Below are 20,825 nucleotides of genomic sequence, written 5' to 3' on the forward strand. Positions count from 1 at the left end.
CTGCATCTTCAAAAGCTGTAAAGCGACGATTTGGTCCGCTGGGGCGTCAAGACTGGCCTATTGGGGAAAGGTATGTTTGTTTCGGAACCAAATGTGTAGCACCGGAAACCGGAAAACATGAAAAAGAGAATTGCCTTTCTTGCCAGCGATGTCAAAGTGGCGCAGACGGCCCGGGATATTCTGGTTGCCAAACACGGAAACGCGGCACCGCGGGATGCTGATGTTGTTGTCGCTTTGGGCGGGGACGGCTTCATGTTGCGCACCCTGCACAACATGCAGCATCTTGATACACCGGTTTACGGCATGAACCGGGGCACGATCGGATTCCTGATGAACGAATATCACGAAGACGACCTTATGGCACGTCTCGAGGATGCCGAGGAAGAAGTAATCAACCCGCTTTTGATGCGGGCAATGGATCAATCCGGCACGCTGCACGAGGCGCTTGCCATTAACGAAGTGTCGCTGTTGCGGGCAGGGCCACAGGCGGCAAGGCTGAAGATCAGCGTCGATGGCCGCGTGCGGATGCCGGAACTGGTCTGCGATGGGGCTCTGTTGTCAACACCAGCCGGATCGACAGCCTATAATTATTCCGCGCACGGACCGATCCTGCCCATCGGATCGGATGTTTTGGCGTTGACGGCGATTGCCGCTTTTCGCCCCCGCCGTTGGCGCGGTGCGCTGTTGCCCAAGATCGCAAAGGTTCGGTTCGATGTTCTGGATGCAGATAAACGCCCGGTTATGGCGGATGCCGATTCCATCTCATTCCCGGAAATTGATTGGGTTGAAATCAGGTCTGAACCGGCCATTGCTCACCGTATTCTGTTTGACCCCGGCCACGGCCTTGAAGAACGCCTAATTTCTGAACAATTCACATGAATTTGAGCCGCCGCACATTTTTTTCTGGCTTATGTGAACCAGTTCACAGGGAATTTATCGCGAATTGGCTAGGGTGAATTCACCCGGAGAACACGCCAAGGTGGGAGTGAGTGGCCACCTGAACGGCGTTTTCGAATGATTGTGCAAATTTTGCGCTGGCGAGGGTGGGTGGTGCTACGCTCGTCATCAGATTTCCGGGCTTATTTAAGCAGTCGGACCCTGGGCACAATGACCCAGGGTCTATTTTTTTTGCATTCGCCTACGTCGTGTCCATTTGTTCCCAAAGCGCGGTGCACATTTGACCCACGCGGGCTTCGATCGCCACCGCGGCATCTACCGCCAGATCTTCGCGCCAACGATTGGCGGCAATCTGAACGTTGATCGGCTGAGGCCCTTTAGGCAGATTTGCCAGCCGTGCGGGTACGCAGGCTGCTGGCAGCCCCAGGAAGTTCATCGCATAAGAATACACGGCACAGCCCAGAACCTCATGAACACCTTCAACTCCTTCTGTATCCCGGTCGGGCTTGAAAAAGGGCTGCGGCAGGAACGGCGACAGAACCAGCGGATAGTCTTGCAAGAACAGCGACCATTCACGCGCATAGTGGCTGCGTTTGGCCAACATCTTAACCAACTCGGTTTCGACGATAGGTGGAAATTCTTGAAAGTAGACGTCGAAAATCTCTCGAATGGTTTGCGATCCCGCTGCTTCGATATCCGATTTCATCAAGGTCAGAACTTCGCCCATCAAGGTCCGATAGCCGATCCTGCCACATTCAAACACGTCTGGTGGATCAACCTCATCCACGGCATAGCCAGCATCGACCAGAGCGTCCCGTGCCGTATCAAGCGCCTTTTCGACCTCGGGATGCAGGGCATATCCAAAGGTATTTTTAGTGAACGCCACCTTGATGGGGCCGTCGGGGGATTCACCGCGCCAAGGCATTGGCACATGGAAAGGGTCACGCGCGTCGGCCGCGATCACGCTGGGCATCGACAGGTGCAAATCCGCAGCTGAGCGTGTGATCAGGCCCTGAACGGACATCGACTGGGCCAACAGACCTCGTTCAACCGTTTGGCTGGGGTTCCAGGCCGGGACACGCCCCAGCCCAGGTTTCACAGTGACTGCTCCGTTGGCCGCTGCCGGAAAGCGCAGGCTGCCGCCAATATCATTGCCATGAGCCAACGCACCGATACCTGCCATTACGGCAGCGCCCGCCCCGCCCGAAGACCCGCCGGGTGAGATATGCCGCCCCCAAGGGTTATGCGTGCGCCCATATAGCGGGTTGTCTGTGTCGGCCCGAAACGAAAACTCTGGTGTATTGGTCCGCCCGATGACAACGGCCCCAGCTTTTAGCAAATTGCTGACGACCGGCGCGTCATCCGGGGCGATCACATCTTTCAATGCCACAACGCCATTGGTGGTGGCGTGCCCTTTTTGGTCGACATTCACTTTGATCGTAACCGGTACACCATGCAGGGGCCCGGTCGGTTGATCGTTTGCACGGGCGTGATCCAGAGATTGCGCGCGTTCCAAGGCTTCGGTGCGTAGATCTTCTACAACAGCGTTCAGGTCCGGGTTGACTGCATCCATCCGGTCAATCGAAGCTTGAGCAGCCTCAGTCGCACTCAGATCACCGCGACGTGTCAGGTTGGTCAAATCTGTAGCGCTGAGACGCCAGATGTCAGAGTGTGTCATGGGCCCTCACTGTTTACAGCGAGAGTAGGGGGCCTGATCCAGGATGCAAGTGCAGACGCGAAAAGGGCGGCCTACGCCGCCCCCTAGATTACTTGGCGTAACCGATTGTTTGTAAGGCGTCCTTGATTTCATCAAGGATGACCGGGTCGTCGATCGTGGCAGGCATTTTATAGTCCTGGTTGTCAGCAATAGAGACCATGGTGCCGCGCAGGATCTTACCCGAGCGTGTCTTGGGCAGCCTGTCTACTACAACGGCCAGCTTGAACGCTGCAACAGGGCCGATCTTTTCGCGCACCATCTTGACCACTTCCTGAACCACATCGCCGTGATCCCGGTCTGCGCCCGCGTTCAGGCACAGGAACCCGACCGGCATCTGGCCCTTCAACTGATCCGATACGCCGATCACCGCACATTCGGCCACGTCGGGGTGGGCGGCCAGCACCTCTTCCATCCCGCCGGTCGACAGGCGGTGGCCTGCCACGTTGATGACGTCATCCGTACGCGCCATGATATAAAGGTAACCGTCCTCATCGATCATGCCCGCATCACCGGTTTCGTAATATCCGGGGAAGTGCTCGAGGTAGGATTTCTTGAACCGTGCCTCTGCGTTCCAAAGGGTGGGCAGCGTGCCCGGAGGCAGCGGCAGCTTGACTGCAATGGCACCCAACTCCCCCGCTTTCATTGGATGACCGCCTTCGTCCAGGATCTGTACGTCATAGCCCGGCATCGGTTTGGCGGGTGAGCCCAGCTTGACCGGCAGTTCTTCGATGCCCAGCGGATTGCCAGCGATGGCCCAACCCGTTTCGGTTTGCCACCAGTGGTCGATCACCGGAACCTTCAGTGCGTCTTGCGCCCAGATGATGGTGTCGGGATCAGCGCGTTCGCCGGCAAGGTAAAGGGCGCGCAGATGGGACAGGTCGTACTTGGCGATCATCTCCCCTTTTGGGTCTTCTCGTTTTACGGCACGGATCGCTGTCGGGGCTGTGAAAAAGCTTTTGACCTTATGCTCTGAGATCACGCGCCAGAAGGTGCCAGCGTCGGGGGTGCCAACCGGTTTACCTTCGAACACAATGGTTGTGTTGCCATGGATGAGCGGTGCGTAGCAGATGTATGAATGGCCCACGACCCAGCCCACATCGGATGCGGCCCAGAACACGTCGCCCGGATCGACGTTATAGATGTTCTTCATTGACCAGTTCAGCGCCACCAGATGTCCGGCAGTGGGGCGCACGACACCCTTGGGCGCGCCCGTAGTGCCAGAGGTGTAAAGGATATAGGCCGGATCATTGCCATCTACCGGCACACACTCGGCCGGTTCAACACCATATTGGAAGCCGTGCCAGTTGAAATCGCGCCCTTCGATCAGCTGGGCAACCTCTTGTTCACGCTGGAAGATAACGCAGAATTCAGGTTTGTGTTCGGCCAGGTCGATCGCGCCGTCCAGCAAGGGTTTGTAATGCACCACACGGCCCGGCTCCATCCCGCAGGATGCAGCGATGATCGCCTTTGGCTTGGCGTCATCAATCCGAACGGCCAATTCGTTGCTGGCAAACCCGCCGAACACGACCGAATGCACTGCACCCAAACGGGCGCAGGCCAGCATCGCCTCAAGCGCTTCGGGGATCATCGGCATATAGATGATGACGCGATCACCTTTCTCGACGCCTTTGGCTCGCAGTGCACCGGCAAGGTTGGCCACGCGGTTGCGCAGTTCAACATACGAAATCTCACGTTTGGTGTGCGTGATTGGGCTGTCATAGATGATGGCGGTTTGTTCGCCGCGACCGTTTTCAACGTGGCGGTCCACAGCGTTCCAGCATGTGTTGACCCGCGCATCACTGAACCATTCATAGAGAGGCGCATTTTCGTCGAACAACGCTTTGCTGGGCTCTTTTACCCAGTCGATCCCCTTGGCAGCGTCCATCCAGAACGCTTCGGGGTCAGTTTTCCAGCTGTCATAAACGTCCTGATACGCCATCTCGTCCTCCTCACAACGACTTGGACATTGTGTTAGGACCCAGAAAACTTTCGGGCAAGCGTATCAAATGACGACGCGTCAGTTTATCGCAAAATATTTGCAGGAACCCGCTGAGGGGGCTGCAAAGTTTTGCAAACCCCTTTTTCAATATCGGGAATTCGATATTCTTCAGCCCATTTTGCAAAACTGCAAACTACTTGCTGCAAAAAAACACCGGGTCACGACTCACCTTAACGCGCAAGGTCTGGTCGGTGCGCGGCCTTCAGAAAATCGGGCTATGCGTGAACTGCAATAGCAGAGCGGCGGTAAACTTTTGGTAAACCGCACCCAACACTGGGGAGCGGTTTTGGTTTTCTTGCTGAGTTTGCTCAGCCGTAATGCGCAACCGGGGTGCCTGCTATGGCAGCCATATTCAGCAACCCGCGCGCTGTGATCGAAGGCGTGACAATATGAGCTTTGTTGCCCATGCCCATTAGAATGGGGCCAACTTCGATCCCGTCCGCCTTCATCTTGAGGATATTGCGCACCCCGCTGGCGGCATCCGCATGAGCAAAAATCAACACATTTGCCGCGCCCTGCAGTCGTGATCCCGGAAAGATGCGGGCCCTTAGGTCCGCATCCAATGCGGCATCCAGATTCATTTCGCCCTCGTAAACGAAATCACGCGGCTGTTGATCCAGAATGTCCAGCGCCGCGCGTAGCCGTTTGCCGGACCCTTCGGCTTGGTTTCCGAATTGCGACTGCGAGCAGAAGGCAATCTTTGGTTCGATCCCGAACCGGCGCACATGCCGCGCGGCACCAATTGTGCTTTCGGCCAACTCCTCGGGCGTGGGCAGTTGACGAACATGGGTGTCGGCGATGAACAAGGGCCCGTCCTCCAAAATCATCAGAGACAAAGCGCCATGCGGACGTAGGTCGCCTTCGTCCAACACCTGTTCCACGTAGTTCAGATGCCAGCGATATTCGCCGAATGTGCCACAGATCATGCTGTCAGCCTCACCGCGATGAACCATGATTGCGCCAATCGCTGTGGTGTTGGTGCGCATGATCGCCTTGGCCAAATCCGGTGTGACACCACGGCGTTGCATGATCTGATGATACGAGTTCCAGTAATCATAATACCGCGGATCGTTTTCCGGGTTCACGATCTGGCAATCCGTTCCAGGGCGGATGGTCAGGCCGAGCCGTTCACAGCGTGCTTCGATCACTTCTGGGCGCCCGATCAGGATTGGTGTTTCAGTTGTCTCTTCCAAGATGGCTTGTGCGGCCCGGAGCACCCGTTCGTCCTCACCCTCGGCAAAGACGATTCGGCGGGAGGCAGCTGCTGCAGCCTCGAACACGGGGCGCATCAGAAGGGCAGACTTGAAGACGGTTTGGTTCAGCTTTTCCTTATAGGCTTCCAGATCCTCGATTGGCCTCTTGGCGACGCCGCTATCCATGGCCGCCTTTGCCACAGACGAAGAGACCACACCAACCAGACGAGGGTCGAAAGGTTTGGGGATCAGGTAATCTGGACCAAATGTCAGCTGTTCACCTTTGTAAGCTGCGGCAGCCTCGGCACTTGTCGTCGCGCGCGCCATTTCGGCGATACCGTCGACACAGGCAATCTGCATCTCATCGTTGATCTCGGTTGCACCTACATCCAGTGCGCCCCGGAAGATAAAGGGAAAACACAGTACGTTATTGACCTGATTGGGAAAATCGCTGCGCCCTGTGGCGATGATCGCATCCGGCGCGACCTCGCGCGCGGCCTGGGGCAGGATTTCCGGCGTTGGGTTGGCCAGCGCAAAAATAATCGGGCGGCTGGCCATTTTCGCAACCATTTCGGGTTTCAGGACATTCGGGCCGCTGAGGCCCAGAAACAGGTCTGCTTCTCCGATCACGTCGTCCAATGTCCGCAGATCCGAGTTCTGGGCGAACTGGGATTTCTGTGGGTTCATGTCCTCGGCACGACCTTCATAGACAAGCCCGTGGATGTCACACAACCAGATGTTCTCGCGCTTGACGCCCAGTTTCAACAGCATGTTCAGGCAGGCAATTCCTGCGGCCCCGCCGCCGGTTGAAACGACCTTGATGTCGCCAAATGATTTTCCTGCCACATGCAAGGCGTTCTTTGCGGCCGCCCCCACGACAATGGCGGTGCCGTGCTGGTCATCATGGAACACCGGAATGTTCATGCGTTCGCGGCACAATTTCTCGACTATGAAGCAGTCGGGGGCCTTAATATCCTCAAGATTGATCGCGCCAAATGTCGGCTCCAGCGCACAAACGATATCCGCCAGCTTCTCGGGGTCAGGTTGGTCGACTTCGATATCAAAGCAATCGATGCCTGCGAACTTTTTGAACAGGACGGCCTTGCCCTCCATCACCGGTTTCGAGGCAAGTGCTCCGATATTCCCCAGCCCGAGAACAGCAGTGCCGTTGGACACCACCGCAACAAGATTTCCACGTGCGGTGTAACGCTCGGCATTTGCGGCATCGGCTTTGATTTCAAGACTGGCCTCTGCCACGCCGGGCGAATAGGCCCGAGCCAGATCGCGCCCGTTGGCCATTGGCTTTGTGGCCTTGATCTCAAGCTTTCCGGGCTTCGGATGTGCATGATATTCAAGCGCAGCCTGTCTCAAACTGGGGGTGTCAGGCATCGGTTCTTCTTCTCCCTAAAAAATATAATTTAACTTTAAACTATTTTTTCAAGCTTGGCTACGTTGCGTCACTTCGGCGAGTTGTCGCAACTGTGAGGCGTCTGCGGATTGAATTTTGTCGCAAAACATTTACATACGGGCAACTTTGCGATTCAAAAACCACTCAGGCAAGAAGCAGCAGTAATGACAATCAAGCTAAGTGATCAAGCCGAGGGCTTCTCGTCCGGCTTTTCTGCACATGCTGGCTATTCTCGGCTGGCGTTGTGGGGCTTGGTGGCATTGGCGTGCGCTCTCGTTGGCGTTGTTCTCGTCTGGCCCGAGTTCGCAGCGACGTTTAATCAGGAAGGTGGCCCGATCGAAACACTCTCGGCCGCTGGTTTGTTTGTCGCAGGTCTAGCTGCGCTGTGGCGCTATCAGGGCATCTCGCGTGCATATATTGGCCTGACTTGCCTTTTGCTGGCCGAACGCGAATTAGAGGCCGACATCTATTCCGAGGGCAGCCTACCGTTCGCAATCCTTCACGGTTTGGACGTTTTTTTAGATGTCACCTGGGTCAGGGGTGCTTTGGTCATCCTTGTGCTCGGTGGTGCCATCTGGCACGGCATTCCAACAGGTTGGCGCGCGTTCAAACAACGCAACCTTTCCTTAATGGTGTTTATTGCGGCGGGGTCTGTTGCTGTCATCGCCCAACTTCTGGAAGAGTTTTCGGGATTATATGCTGGTGCTTTGTCAGACCTCATGATGGTGCGCCTTTTTGTGCTGGAAGAAACGCTCGAGATGTTCTTTTCGATTGGCATTTTGGTCGCTGTTCTGATCGGATGGCCCAAAACGCAATCCAACGGAACGCACGATGACCAAGACAGCCAATCCATCGCAGACATACGCTGAATTTCGCCAGCCCACGCAGGAGTTGCGTGACGACATCCCCTTTTACACAAATACACTGGGGATGAAGATGGACATGATCTATCCCGCAGACGATCCGCGAATAGCGGTGTTCTCAGGTCATGGGTTGCGCTTGCGCATCGAAAAGGATGCACCCGAAAGCGCTGGAACGCTGCGTATCCTGACCGATGACCCCGAAGGTTTCGCCAACGGTGAACGCGTTCTTGTTGCGCCCAACGGCACCCGTGTTGAAATCGAAGAGCGTAACCCCCCACTTGTGATGCCTGAAACGGTTCATTCCTTTGTGGTGCGCAGGCTCAAGGATCAGGCACCTTGGATCATTGGCCGCGCAGGGATGCACTACCGCGATCTGGTGCCAGACCGCTTGGGTGGATCGATCATCGCCAGCCATATTCGTATCCCCGACGGTGGCCCGGTGCCTGACATGGTGCATTTTCACAAGGTCGGGTTTCAGCTGATCTTTTGCATCCACGGATGGGTTGATGTCGTCTATGAAGATCAAGGTGAGAAAATGCGCCTGACCGCTGGCGATTGCTTTATCCAGCCGCCGGAAATTCGTCATCGCGTGCTGGAAGCATCCGATAACGTTCAGGTCATTGAGATCGGTGTGCCGGCAGAACATGTCACGGAAATCGACCATGACATGCAGCTCCCAACCCCGCATTTTCGCCCCGATCGGGAATGGCAGGGGCAACGCTTTGTCTACAATCAGGCGAAGGACGCGGAATGGACGCCATTCCGCCTGCCGGGATACATCTGCCGCGACACAACGATTGCCGAGAACACCAAGGGTGTCGCCGGGGTTCAGGTCGTGCGCAAAGGGCAGGGTGATCCGGAATGGGCCAGCCATGACACCGATATCCATTTTACCTTTGTGATGGACGGCCAAGTGACGCTGGAAGGCGAAGGGCGTGAACCATACCGGCTGGAGCAAGGGGACGCATTTGTCATTCCACCGGGTATGCGTACGCGCCTGTCCGCGCCGTCGGATGATGTCGAGTTGCTGGAAGTCACCTTGCCCGGTACCTTCACCACTACGCTGGGGTGACTGAAAAACAAGGGAAGGGGGGCTTCTATTCCCCCACCTTTTTCCGGTAGGGTCCAATTTTCTGACCAGATGATCAAAAATAGGGAATCGCCATGTCGCTGAAAGACGCTGCTTTGTCTGTCCGGGAAAACGCCTATGCGCCTTATTCGAACTTCAAGGTCGGCGCGGCGCTGCGGTCTTCCTCGGGTCAGGTTTTTTCCGGTTGCAACGTCGAGAACGTCGCATACCCCGAAGGCACGTGTGCTGAGGCCGGTGCGATTGCCGCGATGGTCGCCGCGGGCGAGCAGGAACTGACCGAAGTTTATGTGGTCGCCTCTAGCCCGCAACCCGTGCCGCCTTGCGGTGGGTGCCGACAGAAACTGGCCGAGTTCGGCAAGCGCGATGTGAAAGTCACTCTGGCGACCGTGGACGGCGCCGAGTTCGAAACCACCATCGGAGAATTGCTGCCGGGCGCGTTCGATGCCTCGCATATGGAGGATGTCTGAACGCATGGACGCCCGTTCGATTATAGCAAAGCTGCGCAAGCACGATGTGCCGGGGTGCGAGGAACTGATCTGGTTCGCGCAAGGTCTAGCCGATGGCAGCGTCAGTGACGCGCAGGCCGGGGCCTTTGCCATGGCTGTCTGCATGGGGGGATTGGGTTCGCAGGGGCGTGCGGATCTGACGGTTGCGATGCGCGATAGCGGTGAGGTTCTCACTTGGGATGTGGACGGGCCTGTGATTGACAAACACTCGACCGGCGGGGTCGGGGATAGCGTCAGTCTGGTAATTGCCCCGGCGCTTGCGGAGTGCGGGGCTTATGTTCCGATGATCTCGGGCCGTGGCTTGGGGCACACTGGTGGCACGTTGGACAAGCTTGAGGCAATACCGGGTGTCAGCACACAGATCGGGCAGGATCGCCTTGCGCAGATCTTGCGCGAAACCGGTGCGGCCATCGTCGGGGCAACGGGCCAGATCGCTCCGGCCGATAAGCGACTTTATGCGGTGCGCGACGTGACCGCGACTGTGGAAAGTTTGGATCTGATCACCGCATCGATCCTTTCCAAAAAATTGGCGGCCAGCCCGGATGCGTTGGTTTTAGACGTCAAGGTCGGCAGCGGTGCCTTCATGAAAACGATGGAAGAAGCCAACAAGCTGGCCTTTGCATTGACTCAGACCGCGAACGCGGCCGGGTGCCGGACATCAGCCGTCATAACGGACATGAATCAGCCATTGGCACCGGCGCTTGGCAATGCGTTGGAAATAGCCGAAGTCATGAAGGTCCTGACCGGATCGCAATCTTCACCGTTGGCTGACATCTCTGCCGAGTTGGGCGGGGTCCTGCTGCATGATGCTGCAATGTGCGCATCGGTTGAAGAGGGGCGAGAAAAAATTGCCGAAATCATTCGTGACGGGCGCGCTGCGGAGCGGTTTGGTCGCATGATGGCTGCGGTCGGCGGCCCCGTACAGTTCGTCGAGACCTGGGCCCGGTTCCTGCCCGAGGCAAGCGTCATCCAAGAAGTCTCTGCCCCGAAGGACGGCTATATCGCGGCTATCAACGGTGAGGCGCTGGGTCTTGCCGTCGTAGCACTGGGCGGTGGTCGTCAGGTCGAAAGCGACCAGATCGACCCGGCTGTTGGGATTTCCGGCATTCTCCGGCTAGGGGATCGTGTGTCCAAAGGGGCACCCATCGCCGTAATCCATTCGGCGCGGGAGGACGCTGCACGGCGCGCCGCTGAAAGCGTGCTTGACGCGATCACGATCAGCGATACTGCTCCGACGTTACCTGCTCTGATCCACGAAAGGATCAGCTTATGAGCCGCGCCTTTCTCGTAGTGACGGATTCCGTCGGAATTGGCGGGGCGCCGGATGCCAACCGGTTTTTCAACGGCAACGTTCCGGATACCGGCGCGAATACAGTGGGCCACATCGCGCAGGCTTGTGCCGAGGGGCGCGCGGAAGAGGGTCGTTCCGGTTTTTTGAACCTGCCGCATCTCGACGCATTGGGTCTTGGTGCGGCTGTGCGCTTGGCGTCCGGTGAAGCGTCCCCGGGATTGAACGCAGAACCTACGGGCCTTTGGGGCTGCGCGCGAGAGCATTCGCCCGGCAAGGACACACCTTCGGGCCATTGGGAATTGGCGGGCCTACCGGTGCCATGGGATTGGCATTACTTTCCAGACACGGTTCCAGCCTTTCCAGCGGACCTGAGCCGTGCTGCGGCTGAGGCAGCGGGGACCGAAGGCGTCCTTGGGGATTGTCATGCGTCGGGCACTGCGATCATCGCCGAGTTGGGTGCCGAGCACATGCGGACCGGTTGGCCGATCTGCTACACCTCTGCCGACAGTGTGTTTCAAATCGCCGCTCATGAAGAAAGCTTCGGGTTGGACCGGCTGCTGGACATGTGCCGCTCACTTGCACCGCGTCTGCATGAGATGAAAGTGGGTCGTGTCATTGCGCGCCCCTTCGTCGGCACGCCAGAGACGGGCTTTGAACGCACGACCAATCGCAAGGATTTCGCCATTTTGCCGCCCGCACCGGTGCTGACCAATTGGGTGCAGGATGCAGGGCGCAAGGTGCACGCAGTGGGCAAGATCGGCGATATCTTCTCGATGCAGGGCATCGACACACTGCGTAAAGGGTCGGACGCCGAATTGATGCAGCACCTGTCTGATCTTGTGGATGAGGCGGAAGAAGGCAGTTTAACCTTTGCCAATTTTGTCGAATTCGACAGCCTTTACGGCCATCGCCGCGACATCAGCGGTTATGCCCGCGCTTTGGAATGGTTCGACCGCGAGATCGGAAAGATTCTGGCAAAGCTCCGCCCCGGCGACCTATTGTTGCTGACTGCTGATCATGGCAATGACCCCAGCTGGACCGGAACGGATCACACGCGTGAACAGGTGCCGGTTCTGATAGCAGGGCAAAGTGCGGGACAAATCGGGCACGTGGACTTTGCCGACATAGCCGCCAGCATTGCCCATCACCTGAACATTCCGGCGCAAGGGCCGGGTAGGAATTTTTTATGAGCGTCGCCGACCTTCCAAAAATCGAACTGCACCTGCATCACGAAGGCGCAGCGCCCCCCGCATTCATCCGCCAACTCGCGCATGAAAAGCGCGTGGACCTGAGCGGTATCTTCAAACCGGACGGATCGTATGATTTCCGCGACTTCGCGCATTTCCTGAGCGTGTATGAAGCCGCGTGCGAAGTCCTGAAAACGCCCGAAGACTTCCGGCGGCTCACTTTGGCCATTCTGGAAGAAAGCGCTGAGAATGGCGTGGTCTACTCTGAGACTTTTCTGAGCCCTGAATTCTGTGGCGGCGGAGATCTGAACGCTTGGCGCGATTATCTGAACGCCATTCAGGATGCGGCAGACGAGGCCGAGCGCAAATTCGGTATCACTCTGCGTGGCGTCATCACCTGTGTGCGCCACTTCGGCCCCGAACAGGCCAAGCGCAGCGCCCATTGTGCAGCTGAGACGGCGGGCGACTGGATTACCGGTTTCGGTATGGGCGGAAACGAATCCATCGGTGCGCAGGGCAATTTCAAATGGGCCTTCGATTGTGCACGCGAAGCCGGTCTGCGTTTGACCACTCATGCGGGTGAGTTCGGCGGCCCTGACAGCGTACGTGATGCCATCCGCGATCTGGGGGTCGAACGCATCGGTCACGGCGTCCGTGCCGTTGAAGACCCGGACCTTGTTCGCGAGCTTGTCGACCGAGACATCACACTTGAAGTCTGCCCGGGTTCGAACGTGGTACTGGGTCTATTCCCTGATTTCGCGGCCCACCCGATTGCGCGCTTGCGCGACGCGGGCGTGAAGGTCACGGTATCCACAGACGACCCGCCGTTTTTTCACACGACCATGCGGCGGGAATATGAGATGTTGAACGCAGCTTTCGGCTGGGAGGCCGAAGATTTTGCGGCACTGAATGAGATGGCCCTGGATGCGGCTTTCTGCGATGAAGACACCCGCGCGCGGGTCAAGAAAAGACTGGAGATATCATGAGCGAACATCTGACCGTCGTCGATCACCCGCTGGTTCAACACAAACTGACGCTCATGCGTAACAAAGGCACCTCAACGGCTGAATTTCGGCAGTTGCTGCGCGAAATTACGCTTTTGTTGGCCTACGAGGTCACGCGCGAAATCCCGTTAACCACGCGCCATATCGAAACGCCGATGGAAGAGATGGACGCCCCCATTCTGGCGGGTAAGAAGATGGCCTTGGTGTCTATCTTACGTGCCGGCAACGGGATGTTGGATGGCGTTCTAGAACTGGTGCCTTCAGCGCGTGTCGGTTTCGTGGGTCTATACCGCGACGAAGAAACGCTGAAACCCGTTCAGTACTATTTTAAGGCACCCGAAGGGCTGAAAGACCGACTGGTCATTGCTGTTGACCCGATGCTGGCCACTGGCAACAGCTCTGCCGCCGCTATTGACCTGCTGAAAGAGGCGGGCGCAACGGATATCCGCTTCCTTTGCCTTCTGGCGGCACCTGAAGGAGTGGCGCGCATGAAAGAAGCGCACCCTGACGTGCATATTGTCACCGCCGCTTTGGACCGTGAGCTGAACTCGAAAGGCTATATCATGCCGGGTCTGGGCGATGCGGGCGACCGTATGTTCGGCACCAAGTAAGTCCGATTATTCGCCACAAATGTTCTGAAGCCGGACCCAGTCGCGGTCCGGCAAAACCTGTTCCAGGGTGCGACCTGCCATCGGGTCCGCCTCGATCAGTCCCAAGACAGTTTCACCTGTTATATCTCTGGCATACGCATAAGGCGTCGAGGGCAGGGCGGCTTGTGCAAAGACCGTCAAAAGCTGGTCATCCAAAAGCGAAGGCCGAGGGTCTGACATAACTTGCTCGGTGTAGCTGTCTATGATGGCAGGTGTCAGCCCACCGGTTGTCAGCAAACGGAAGGCCGACGATGCGCCGGTTCGATCCAGAAGATCATCAAGCGGGTCCGTCTGTTCCATGCGGGCACGTTCCGCAATAACGTAACCCGCTGCCACGGCAGGATCTTCAAAGTCTTCGACCAACGATTTGTTCAACACAACCGTGCCGCCGGGAAGGCTCAGACTATCCTGAACGCCTGCGGGCAGGATAATGATCTGGCGTACACCAGTCCGCTTGGCCAGCCGATCCAGCGAAGCCTGCGCATCAACCGAAGAACAGGCGCGCCCGGAAACACGTTCAATTCGGTGTAGAATGGTTTCCCCGATCTCTTGTCGCTTGACCTGAGGTACAACCGAGACGACGTGGCCTTGCAGCGCAGCAGGCAGCCAAAACAGCAACAGGGCCAGAACAGCAGCAACGACGCCCCCAACACTCAACCACCGCAGACGACCGGGATGCGGGCGTGCGCGATCTATGGCGCGTTGCAGCCGGTCGATGGCGTCCAGCATCGTGGTCTCGGTTTCGGCCAGTTCCAGCGTTTCGTCCGGGTCGCCGTCGGGGTGGAAGATGGCCGGAAAAGAGCCCGGATTCTGTCGTTCCAAGGCTGCCAAAGACCAATGGGTCAATGCCCTGTCATTAAAGTCAGAAATCGTCAGAGTGGCTTCGCCGATCGACACCACGACCTCTCGCCGTTGTTCATCGGGCGAGGGGCGCCACAGACCGGTGGCTTCGATCCGCTGGTACTTTTTCAGGGCCGTCATCTTGATGGGGTCTGCTCAGATTTGTTTTGCCACAGCTTAGCATGGGGCATTCGTTAGGCGCAAACCTGTTGCGCAGTCCTTCCGAAATGTGCTGGATACCGAACAGGATTGGAACCGCCGATCTTTGATCGCAATTGGGGCGTTTACATGCAGGATCATCCAACAACTTCACCGGTGTTGGCCTCTGGCTTGATGGTCGGTGCCATGGCGATCATTGGTGTGATCGACAATGTGGTGGTTCTGTTGGCTGAAACGGTTGGCTTGTGGCAGTTCCACCTGACCCGCGCTCTGCTGATGTTTCCGCTCATCGTTGGCCTGTCTGCTCTGGGGTTGGGTGGGCTGCGTCCACGTCGTTGGGGGGCTGTCATTTTGCGCAGCATTCTGATGACGACGGCCATGCTGTGTTACTTCGCCTCGTTGTCAATGATGCCAATTGCAGAAGCGTTGGCGGGATTGTTCACGTCCCCGATCTTCGTGTTGCTGATCTCGGCGCTTGCGCTCAAGCAGACGATAGGCCCCTGGCGCATTCTTGCTGTTCTGATGGGTTTTACCGGTATTCTCTTGGTGCTTCAGCCAAACCCGACTGACTTTGATGCGCGGACGCTTTTGCCGGTTGCCGCAGGGTTTTTCTATGCGCTGAGTTCGATCCTGACACGTTCGATGTGCTCTGAAGAAAGCACAGTGGCAATGTTGGCGGCAATGGTTACCACGCTGGCCATTGCCGGAGCGATTGGTGTTATCACCTTCACGGTTGTTCCCGTTGAAACCCCTGACAGACCGGATGGATTTGTCACGCGTGGCTGGGTTTGGGCGTTCGGACCCGCGATGCTTTGGATAGGCATCCAGGCTGTGGGTTCAACAATCGCTGTCTATATGCTGATCAAGGCGTATCAGGTTGGCGAACCGTCGTATGTGGCGGTTTTCGAGTATTCAGTGATGATTTTTGGTCCGCTCTTTGCCTTTGTCGCGCTTGGGCAGACCATCGGTGCTCTGCAAGTTTCGGGAATAGTCTTGATAGCGGCGGCAGGGGCATTGCTTGGATGGCGGGCCAGACGCTCTTCGTCGTTGCAAGAGGTGGCTTGACGCTTCCAACGCACTGAAGGGCCGGGATTCGAACAAAGAGTGCCCGCTTTTCGTTTCAAATTTCGCAATAAAGCCCGTTTATTCGGTGAGAGTGTTTACAAAAAAGCCGGAACATAAGGCAAAATTAGCATAAATTGGGCGTAATTATGTCGGAAATAAGACGACCTTCATCTTTGGTGCTACCACTGAGACATATCAATTGGTGCCAAAGGGGGTTCGGCACGTGTCTGAAGTTACGAGTATTTCTGTTTATCTGAATCAAACGCCTGACGGTGATCCAACCAACCTGAACCAAGCGGTGAACGCACGCCGCGGAGGGTTTCTGAAAGGCACGAAAGTTGCAACCACCAGTGGCTGGAAACCCGTCGAACGGATCGCTGTTGGTGATCTGGTCCGCACGTTGGATCACGGCTTCAAAGAGGTGCGCCGCATTTCAACCAACGTTGTGGTTATCCCTGCAGACGAGCGGCGGGACGAATATCTGCCTGTTTTTGTACCGGCCCGCGCCGCGTTTAACGGACGGCCTGTCTGGCTGATGCCCGAACAGGGCATGGCGTTGACCCTGTCCAAAATCGATGCCGAAAGAGACGGGGTGTCAGTGGTGCCCGCGCGTGTGTTGAGTGGCGCAGGTCGTCTGATGTCGCAAGCACCGGGTTCTTCTTTTGAAGTCTGCTCACTGTTTTTCGACGAGGATCAGGTGATCTTTGTCGAAGGCGGCTTACAAGCCTATTGCCCCTCGGGTCGTTTTTCGATGCGCGGGTCGCTGCATAGGCAAAGCTACGAGGTCGCAGACGACGTGGCCGCTGCGGACTTGGCCAATTTCATAGCAATCAAGGGTGATATGTCAGCCCTTGCAAACCCATTGGGTGCACTGCCTGCACCCATCCCACAGGACCCGATATTTCCGATCCGCCCGCCATCTGGGGTCAGGCGACCGGGTCGACCGGGGCGTCCGAACGCTCCGGTTCTGTTCCTGCGGCCCGAATGGCAGATCTAACCAAACACTGACAAGAACGATGCAGGCGCGTGGTTTCACGCGCCTGCATCATTGTTTCAGGCGGCTTTTGCTTCAGGATTGAAGCGGCCATAGAAGCTCTGACCTTTTTCGGCCATCTCACGCAGCAGCGGTGGGCAGGAAAAGCGCTCGCCATAAGCTTCTGCCAATTGATCGCAGCGCTCGGCCGCATAGGGCGTGCCGATGATATCCAGCCAGCTCAGCGGACCACCCGACCATGGGGCAAAGCCCCAGCCCAGAATCGCGCCGACGTCGCCTTCGCGGATGTCTTCCAGAACGCCTTCTTCCAATGCGCGGACGGCTTCCAGAACCTGTGCAAACATCAGACGTTCCTGCACTTCGATCAGGTCTGGTTGGTCTTTGGCCAGCGGGTACTTGTCTTGCAGACCCTTCCAGTATTCAACGCGCTTGCCTTTGTCGTCATAGTCAAAGAACCCCGCATTGGCCTTGCGACCCAAACGGCCCTGTTCCTCCATCCAGAAGATCAGATCGTCCGAGGGGCTGTCCGGATAGGCGTCGCCCATGGCCGCCTTGGTGGCGCGGGCGATCTTGGCCCCGAGATCAATCGAAGTTTCATCGGTCAGCTGGATCGGGCCGACCGGGAAGCCAAGCTGACGCGCGGCGTTGTCGATCAGGATAGGGCTGACGCCCTCGGTGATCATGCGCGCACCTTCGTTGATATAGGGGATGATGCAGCGGTTGGCATAGAAGAAGCGCGCATCGTTGACCACGATCGGTGTTTTCCGGATCTGACGGACATAATCCAGCGCCTTCGCCACTGCGCGATCCCCGGTTTCCTTGCCCTTGATGATTTCGACCAGGAACATCTTCTCAACGGGCGAGAAGAAGTGGATACCGATGAACTGCTCGGGCCGGACCGAGGCTTTTGCCAGATCGGTGATCGGCAGGGTCGAGGTGTTCGAAGCAAAGATGCAATCCTCGGGGATGATGGCCTCTACCTTCTTGGTCATCTCGGCCTTCACGCCCGGATCTTCGAAAACGGCCTCGATGATCAGGTCACAGCCTTTCAATTGTTCCAGATCGGGGGTGGCAGTGATGCGTGCCAGCAGGGCCTCTTTCTTCTCAGCCGTGGCTTTGCCGCGCTTGATGCCCTTGTCCATATAGCTTTCGCTGTACGCCTTGCCCTTGTCGGCGGCTTCCTGATCACGGTCGATCAGAACAACCTCCATCCCGGCCTGAGCCGAGACCAGAGCGATACCAGCACCCATCATGCCCGCGCCCAGAACGCCAACCTTTTTAACGCGCTGATCTGGCACATCCTTGGGACGCACGGCGCCTTTCTCAAGCGCTTCTTTGTTCAGGAACAGCGATCGGATCATGGCCGACGAAGAGGGGTTCATCAGGACATTGGTGAACCAACGCGCCTCGATTTTTAGGGCGGTGTCGAAGTCAACCAGCGCGCCTTCATAGATCGAGCTCAGCAGAGCCTTGGCCGCCGGGAACGCACCTTGTGTCTTGCCGTTGACCATCGCGCTTGCACCCACGAAGGTCATGAAGCCTGCAGGATGATAGGGCGCGCCGCCGGGCATCTTATAGCCTTTCGCGTCCCAAGGCTTGACCAGATCGGCATCCTTGGCGTTCAGAACCCATTCCTTCGCCGCCGCAACCGGGTCATCTGAAACTGCGTCGATCAGCTGTGCACCCTTAGCCTTCTTCGGGTCCATCATTTTGCCTTCCAGCAGCACTGGAGCGGCGGCCATCGCGCCAACCATGCGGCTGTAGCGCATTGTGCCGCCGCCACCCGGGAAGATACCTAGCAGAATTTCGGGCAGACCGATCTTGGATTTCGGGTTGTCGGTCATCACGCGGTGATGGCAGGCAAGGGCGATCTCGGTCCCGATCCCGGCGCATGTGCCGTTGATTGCGCAGGCAATCGGCTTGCCGCCCTTCTTGGTCTTGGGGTCCATACCTGCCAATTCCAGCTTGCGCAGAATGTGATGGCCACCCATGACGAAATCGAACAGCGCTTGCGCCGGTTCTTCACCCGCCTCCCGGCGAATGGTGGCCAGCGTATTCAGGTCCATGCCGCCTGCAAACGAACCTTCTTTGCCCGAGGTGATGACGATCCCCTTGATCTCATCATCGTTCAGGGCCTGATCGATCAGTTGGCTGACCTCCTGAAACGCCTCGCGGGTCAGCACGTTCATGGATTTGCCCTGGGCGTCCCAGGTTACAAAGGCGACGCCGTCCGCGTCTTTGCTCAGAGTGAAATCAGTCATTGTCATCTCCAATCTGGTCAGCCGTCAGCGGGCTACCGTCTTTCCGGGTGAAAGAAAATCCGTTCTCATCATCCTTCACCATCATGTCTAAGTCGCTGTAAAAACAGGTCTCGGTCGGGGTCCGAGTGCCCACCACCAGAAAGGTCGCAGGCGCATCGGTTCTGTTCACAAGGTGATGGCCGTTGGCTTCACCAGCGGGCCAGGCGGCGCAATCACCGGGCTGCATCTCATGCTCTCCATCGTCGTCGATCAGCACGCATATACCGCTGAGCATGATGGCAAACTCGTCCTGCTCCATATGATAATGACGCAGCGAGGACAGAGCCTGCGGCTCAAGCCGCACGATGTTGACCCCGAATTGGGTCAGCCCACCCGCATCTCCAACGCCTTGGTTGAAACGGCCTCCGACCGCCTCAGCCAGCTTGCCGGGATAGGACGAGCCACCCTTGAACGGGATCTGAGAGAGATCCAGCTTGGGCATCAGACCCGCTCGATAATCGTTGCCGCACCCATGCCGGACGCGATGCAGAGCGTGGCCAGACCGGTTTCCTTGTCCTGACGCTCAAGCTCATCCAGCAGAGTGCCGATGATCATCGCACCAGTTGCGCCCAACGGGTGCCCCATCGCGATCGAGCCGCCGTTAACGTTAACAAGTGCCGGATCAACGTCGAATGCCTGCTGGAAGCGCAGCACGACCGAAGCGAAGGCTTCGTTCACTTCGAACAGGTCCAGATCACTGATCTTCATGCCGTTGTCGGCAAGAATCTTTTCGGTCACCGGAACCGGGCCGGTCAGCATGATGGTCGGATCGGTGCCGATCTTGGCGGTTGCCTTGATACGGGCGCGCGGCTTGAGGCCGTATTTTTCACCGAATTCCTTGTTGCCGATCAGAACAGCCGCCGCACCGTCCACGATGCCCGAACTGTTGCCCGCGTGGTGGATGTGGTTGATCCGTTCCAGATGCGGGTACTTGATCATCGCCACCTTGTCGAAGCCCGGCATCTGTTCACCCATCATCTGGAAGGACGGGTTCAACGCGCCGAGGCTCTGCATGTCAGTACCGGGACGCATATATTCGTCGCGATCCAGAATGGTCAGACCGTTCTGGTCAGTCACCTTGATGACCGATTTCTCGAACCGGTTGTCTTCCCATGCCTCTGCCGCGCGTCGTTGCGATTCAACGGCCAGCGCATCTGCGTCGTCGCGGCTAAAGCCATACTCAGTAGCGATAATGTCGGCCGAGATACCCTGCGGAACGAAATAGGTGTCCATTGCCAGCGAAGGATCAACAGCAATCGCGGCGCCGTCGCTGCCCATAGCCACACGGCCCATCATCTCAACACCGCCAGCGATATAAGCTTCGCCAGCGCCGCCTTTGACTTGGTTCGCCGCCAGGTTCACGGCTTCCATGCCCGAGGCGCAGAAGCGGTTGATCGCCAGTCCGGGGATCGACTGATCCAGGTCCGAGGCCAGAACCGCCGAGCGTGCCAAACAGCCGCCTTGTTCCATTACTTGTGTGACGTTGCCCCAGATCACGTCCTCGACGGCGTGGCCTTCAAGGTTATTGCGTTCTTTCATCGCGTTCAGGGTCAGGGCGGACAGGCGCACCGAGGTAACCTCGTGCAGGCTGCCATCCTTGCGGCCCTTGCCGCGCGGGGTGCGCAGGGCGTCATAAATATAAGCTTCGGTCATGGGTCTTCT

General features: G+C 57.5%; 17 protein-coding genes. 10 read left to right on the forward strand and 7 right to left on the reverse strand.

Annotated features, from left to right (window positions below):
* Positions 1 to 117: 117 nt before the first annotated feature.
* A complete protein-coding gene (locus tag ACXADZ_RS05380) occupies positions 118 to 879 on the forward strand; it encodes an NAD kinase (protein ID WP_171091113.1) in 762 nt (253 codons plus the stop codon).
* Positions 880 to 1,138: 259 nt separating this feature from the next.
* On the opposite strand, the gene ACXADZ_RS05385 is transcribed toward ACXADZ_RS05380, so the two are convergent.
* From ACXADZ_RS05385 to ACXADZ_RS05395, 3 genes are all read right to left on the reverse strand, one after another.
* Complete coding sequence (locus tag ACXADZ_RS05385; protein ID WP_475193403.1) at positions 1,139 to 2,575, reverse strand: amidase family protein; 1,437 nt, start codon at positions 2,573 to 2,575, stop codon at positions 1,139 to 1,141.
* 88 nt (positions 2,576 to 2,663) lie between these two features.
* Positions 2,664 to 4,553, reverse strand: a complete 1,890-nt coding sequence (prpE, locus tag ACXADZ_RS05390; RefSeq protein ID WP_171091108.1) for a propionate-CoA ligase PrpE — start codon at positions 4,551 to 4,553, stop codon at positions 2,664 to 2,666.
* 368 nt (positions 4,554 to 4,921) lie between these two features.
* Positions 4,922 to 7,195 carry an NADP-dependent malic enzyme gene (locus ACXADZ_RS05395; protein WP_475193406.1) on the reverse strand — a complete coding sequence of 758 codons (2,274 nt, stop codon included), beginning with the start codon at positions 7,193 to 7,195 and terminating at the stop codon, positions 4,922 to 4,924.
* A 183-nt stretch (positions 7,196 to 7,378) separates the two neighbouring features.
* On the opposite strand from ACXADZ_RS05395, the gene ACXADZ_RS05400 reads away from it, so the two are divergent.
* The 7 genes from ACXADZ_RS05400 (at position 7,379) to upp (ending at position 13,766) form a co-directional block, all read left to right on the forward strand.
* Positions 7,379 to 8,083, forward strand: a complete 705-nt coding sequence (locus ACXADZ_RS05400; RefSeq protein WP_475193408.1) for a hypothetical protein — start codon at positions 7,379 to 7,381, stop codon at positions 8,081 to 8,083.
* Positions 8,046 to 9,149, forward strand: coding sequence for a cupin domain-containing protein (locus ACXADZ_RS05405; protein WP_475193414.1), 1,104 nt, complete (start codon positions 8,046 to 8,048; stop codon positions 9,147 to 9,149). Before ACXADZ_RS05400 ends, ACXADZ_RS05405 begins: the two co-directional genes overlap by 38 nt.
* A 92-nt stretch (positions 9,150 to 9,241) precedes the next feature.
* The gene (locus ACXADZ_RS05410; RefSeq protein ID WP_475193418.1) at positions 9,242 to 9,634 is read left to right on the forward strand and encodes a cytidine deaminase; all 393 of its coding nucleotides are present in this window, start codon (positions 9,242 to 9,244) and stop codon (positions 9,632 to 9,634) included.
* Between the two features lie 4 nt (positions 9,635 to 9,638).
* Positions 9,639 to 10,946, forward strand: coding sequence for a thymidine phosphorylase (locus ACXADZ_RS05415; RefSeq protein WP_475198488.1), 1,308 nt, complete (start codon positions 9,639 to 9,641; stop codon positions 10,944 to 10,946).
* Complete coding sequence (locus tag ACXADZ_RS05420) at positions 10,943 to 12,154, forward strand: phosphopentomutase (protein ID WP_475193422.1); 1,212 nt, start codon at positions 10,943 to 10,945, stop codon at positions 12,152 to 12,154. Before ACXADZ_RS05415 ends, ACXADZ_RS05420 begins: the two co-directional genes overlap by 4 nt.
* Positions 12,151 to 13,137 carry an adenosine deaminase gene (locus tag ACXADZ_RS05425; protein ID WP_475193425.1) on the forward strand — a complete coding sequence of 329 codons (987 nt, stop codon included), beginning with the start codon at positions 12,151 to 12,153 and terminating at the stop codon, positions 13,135 to 13,137. Before ACXADZ_RS05420 ends, ACXADZ_RS05425 begins: the two co-directional genes overlap by 4 nt.
* Complete coding sequence (gene upp / locus ACXADZ_RS05430) at positions 13,134 to 13,766, forward strand: uracil phosphoribosyltransferase (protein WP_171091092.1); 633 nt, start codon at positions 13,134 to 13,136, stop codon at positions 13,764 to 13,766. The genes ACXADZ_RS05425 and upp overlap by 4 nt, the downstream gene beginning before the upstream one ends.
* 6 nt (positions 13,767 to 13,772) lie before the next feature.
* Here the strand turns inward: upp and ACXADZ_RS05435 are convergent, their stop codons facing one another.
* Positions 13,773 to 14,786 carry a hypothetical protein gene (locus ACXADZ_RS05435; protein WP_475193432.1) on the reverse strand — a complete coding sequence of 338 codons (1,014 nt, stop codon included), beginning with the start codon at positions 14,784 to 14,786 and terminating at the stop codon, positions 13,773 to 13,775.
* 147 nt (positions 14,787 to 14,933) lie between these two features.
* Between ACXADZ_RS05435 and ACXADZ_RS05440 the strand changes: the two genes are divergently transcribed.
* Positions 14,934 to 15,869, forward strand: coding sequence for a DMT family transporter (locus ACXADZ_RS05440; RefSeq protein WP_475193437.1), 936 nt, complete (start codon positions 14,934 to 14,936; stop codon positions 15,867 to 15,869).
* 223 nt (positions 15,870 to 16,092) lie between these two features.
* Positions 16,093 to 16,866, forward strand: a complete 774-nt coding sequence (locus ACXADZ_RS05445; RefSeq protein WP_475193441.1) for a Hint domain-containing protein — start codon at positions 16,093 to 16,095, stop codon at positions 16,864 to 16,866.
* 56 nt (positions 16,867 to 16,922) lie between these two features.
* Here the strand turns inward: ACXADZ_RS05445 and ACXADZ_RS05450 are convergent, their stop codons facing one another.
* Genes ACXADZ_RS05450 through ACXADZ_RS05460 form a run of 3 tightly spaced genes read right to left on the reverse strand, consistent with a single transcriptional unit; the run spans position 16,923 to position 20,816 of the window.
* On the reverse strand, positions 16,923 to 19,124 hold the full coding sequence (locus ACXADZ_RS05450) for a 3-hydroxyacyl-CoA dehydrogenase NAD-binding domain-containing protein (RefSeq protein ID WP_475193446.1): 2,202 nt from the start codon (positions 19,122 to 19,124) through the stop codon (positions 16,923 to 16,925).
* Positions 19,117 to 19,605, reverse strand: a complete 489-nt coding sequence (locus tag ACXADZ_RS05455) for a cupin domain-containing protein (protein ID WP_475193451.1) — start codon at positions 19,603 to 19,605, stop codon at positions 19,117 to 19,119. The genes ACXADZ_RS05450 and ACXADZ_RS05455 overlap by 8 nt, the downstream gene beginning before the upstream one ends.
* A complete protein-coding gene (locus tag ACXADZ_RS05460; protein ID WP_475193456.1) occupies positions 19,605 to 20,816 on the reverse strand; it encodes an acetyl-CoA C-acetyltransferase in 1,212 nt (403 codons plus the stop codon). The genes ACXADZ_RS05455 and ACXADZ_RS05460 overlap by 1 nt, the downstream gene beginning before the upstream one ends.
* Between the last annotated feature and the right edge of the window lie 9 nt (positions 20,817 to 20,825).

Source organism: Ruegeria sp. ABM4_193 (assembly GCF_056158705.1).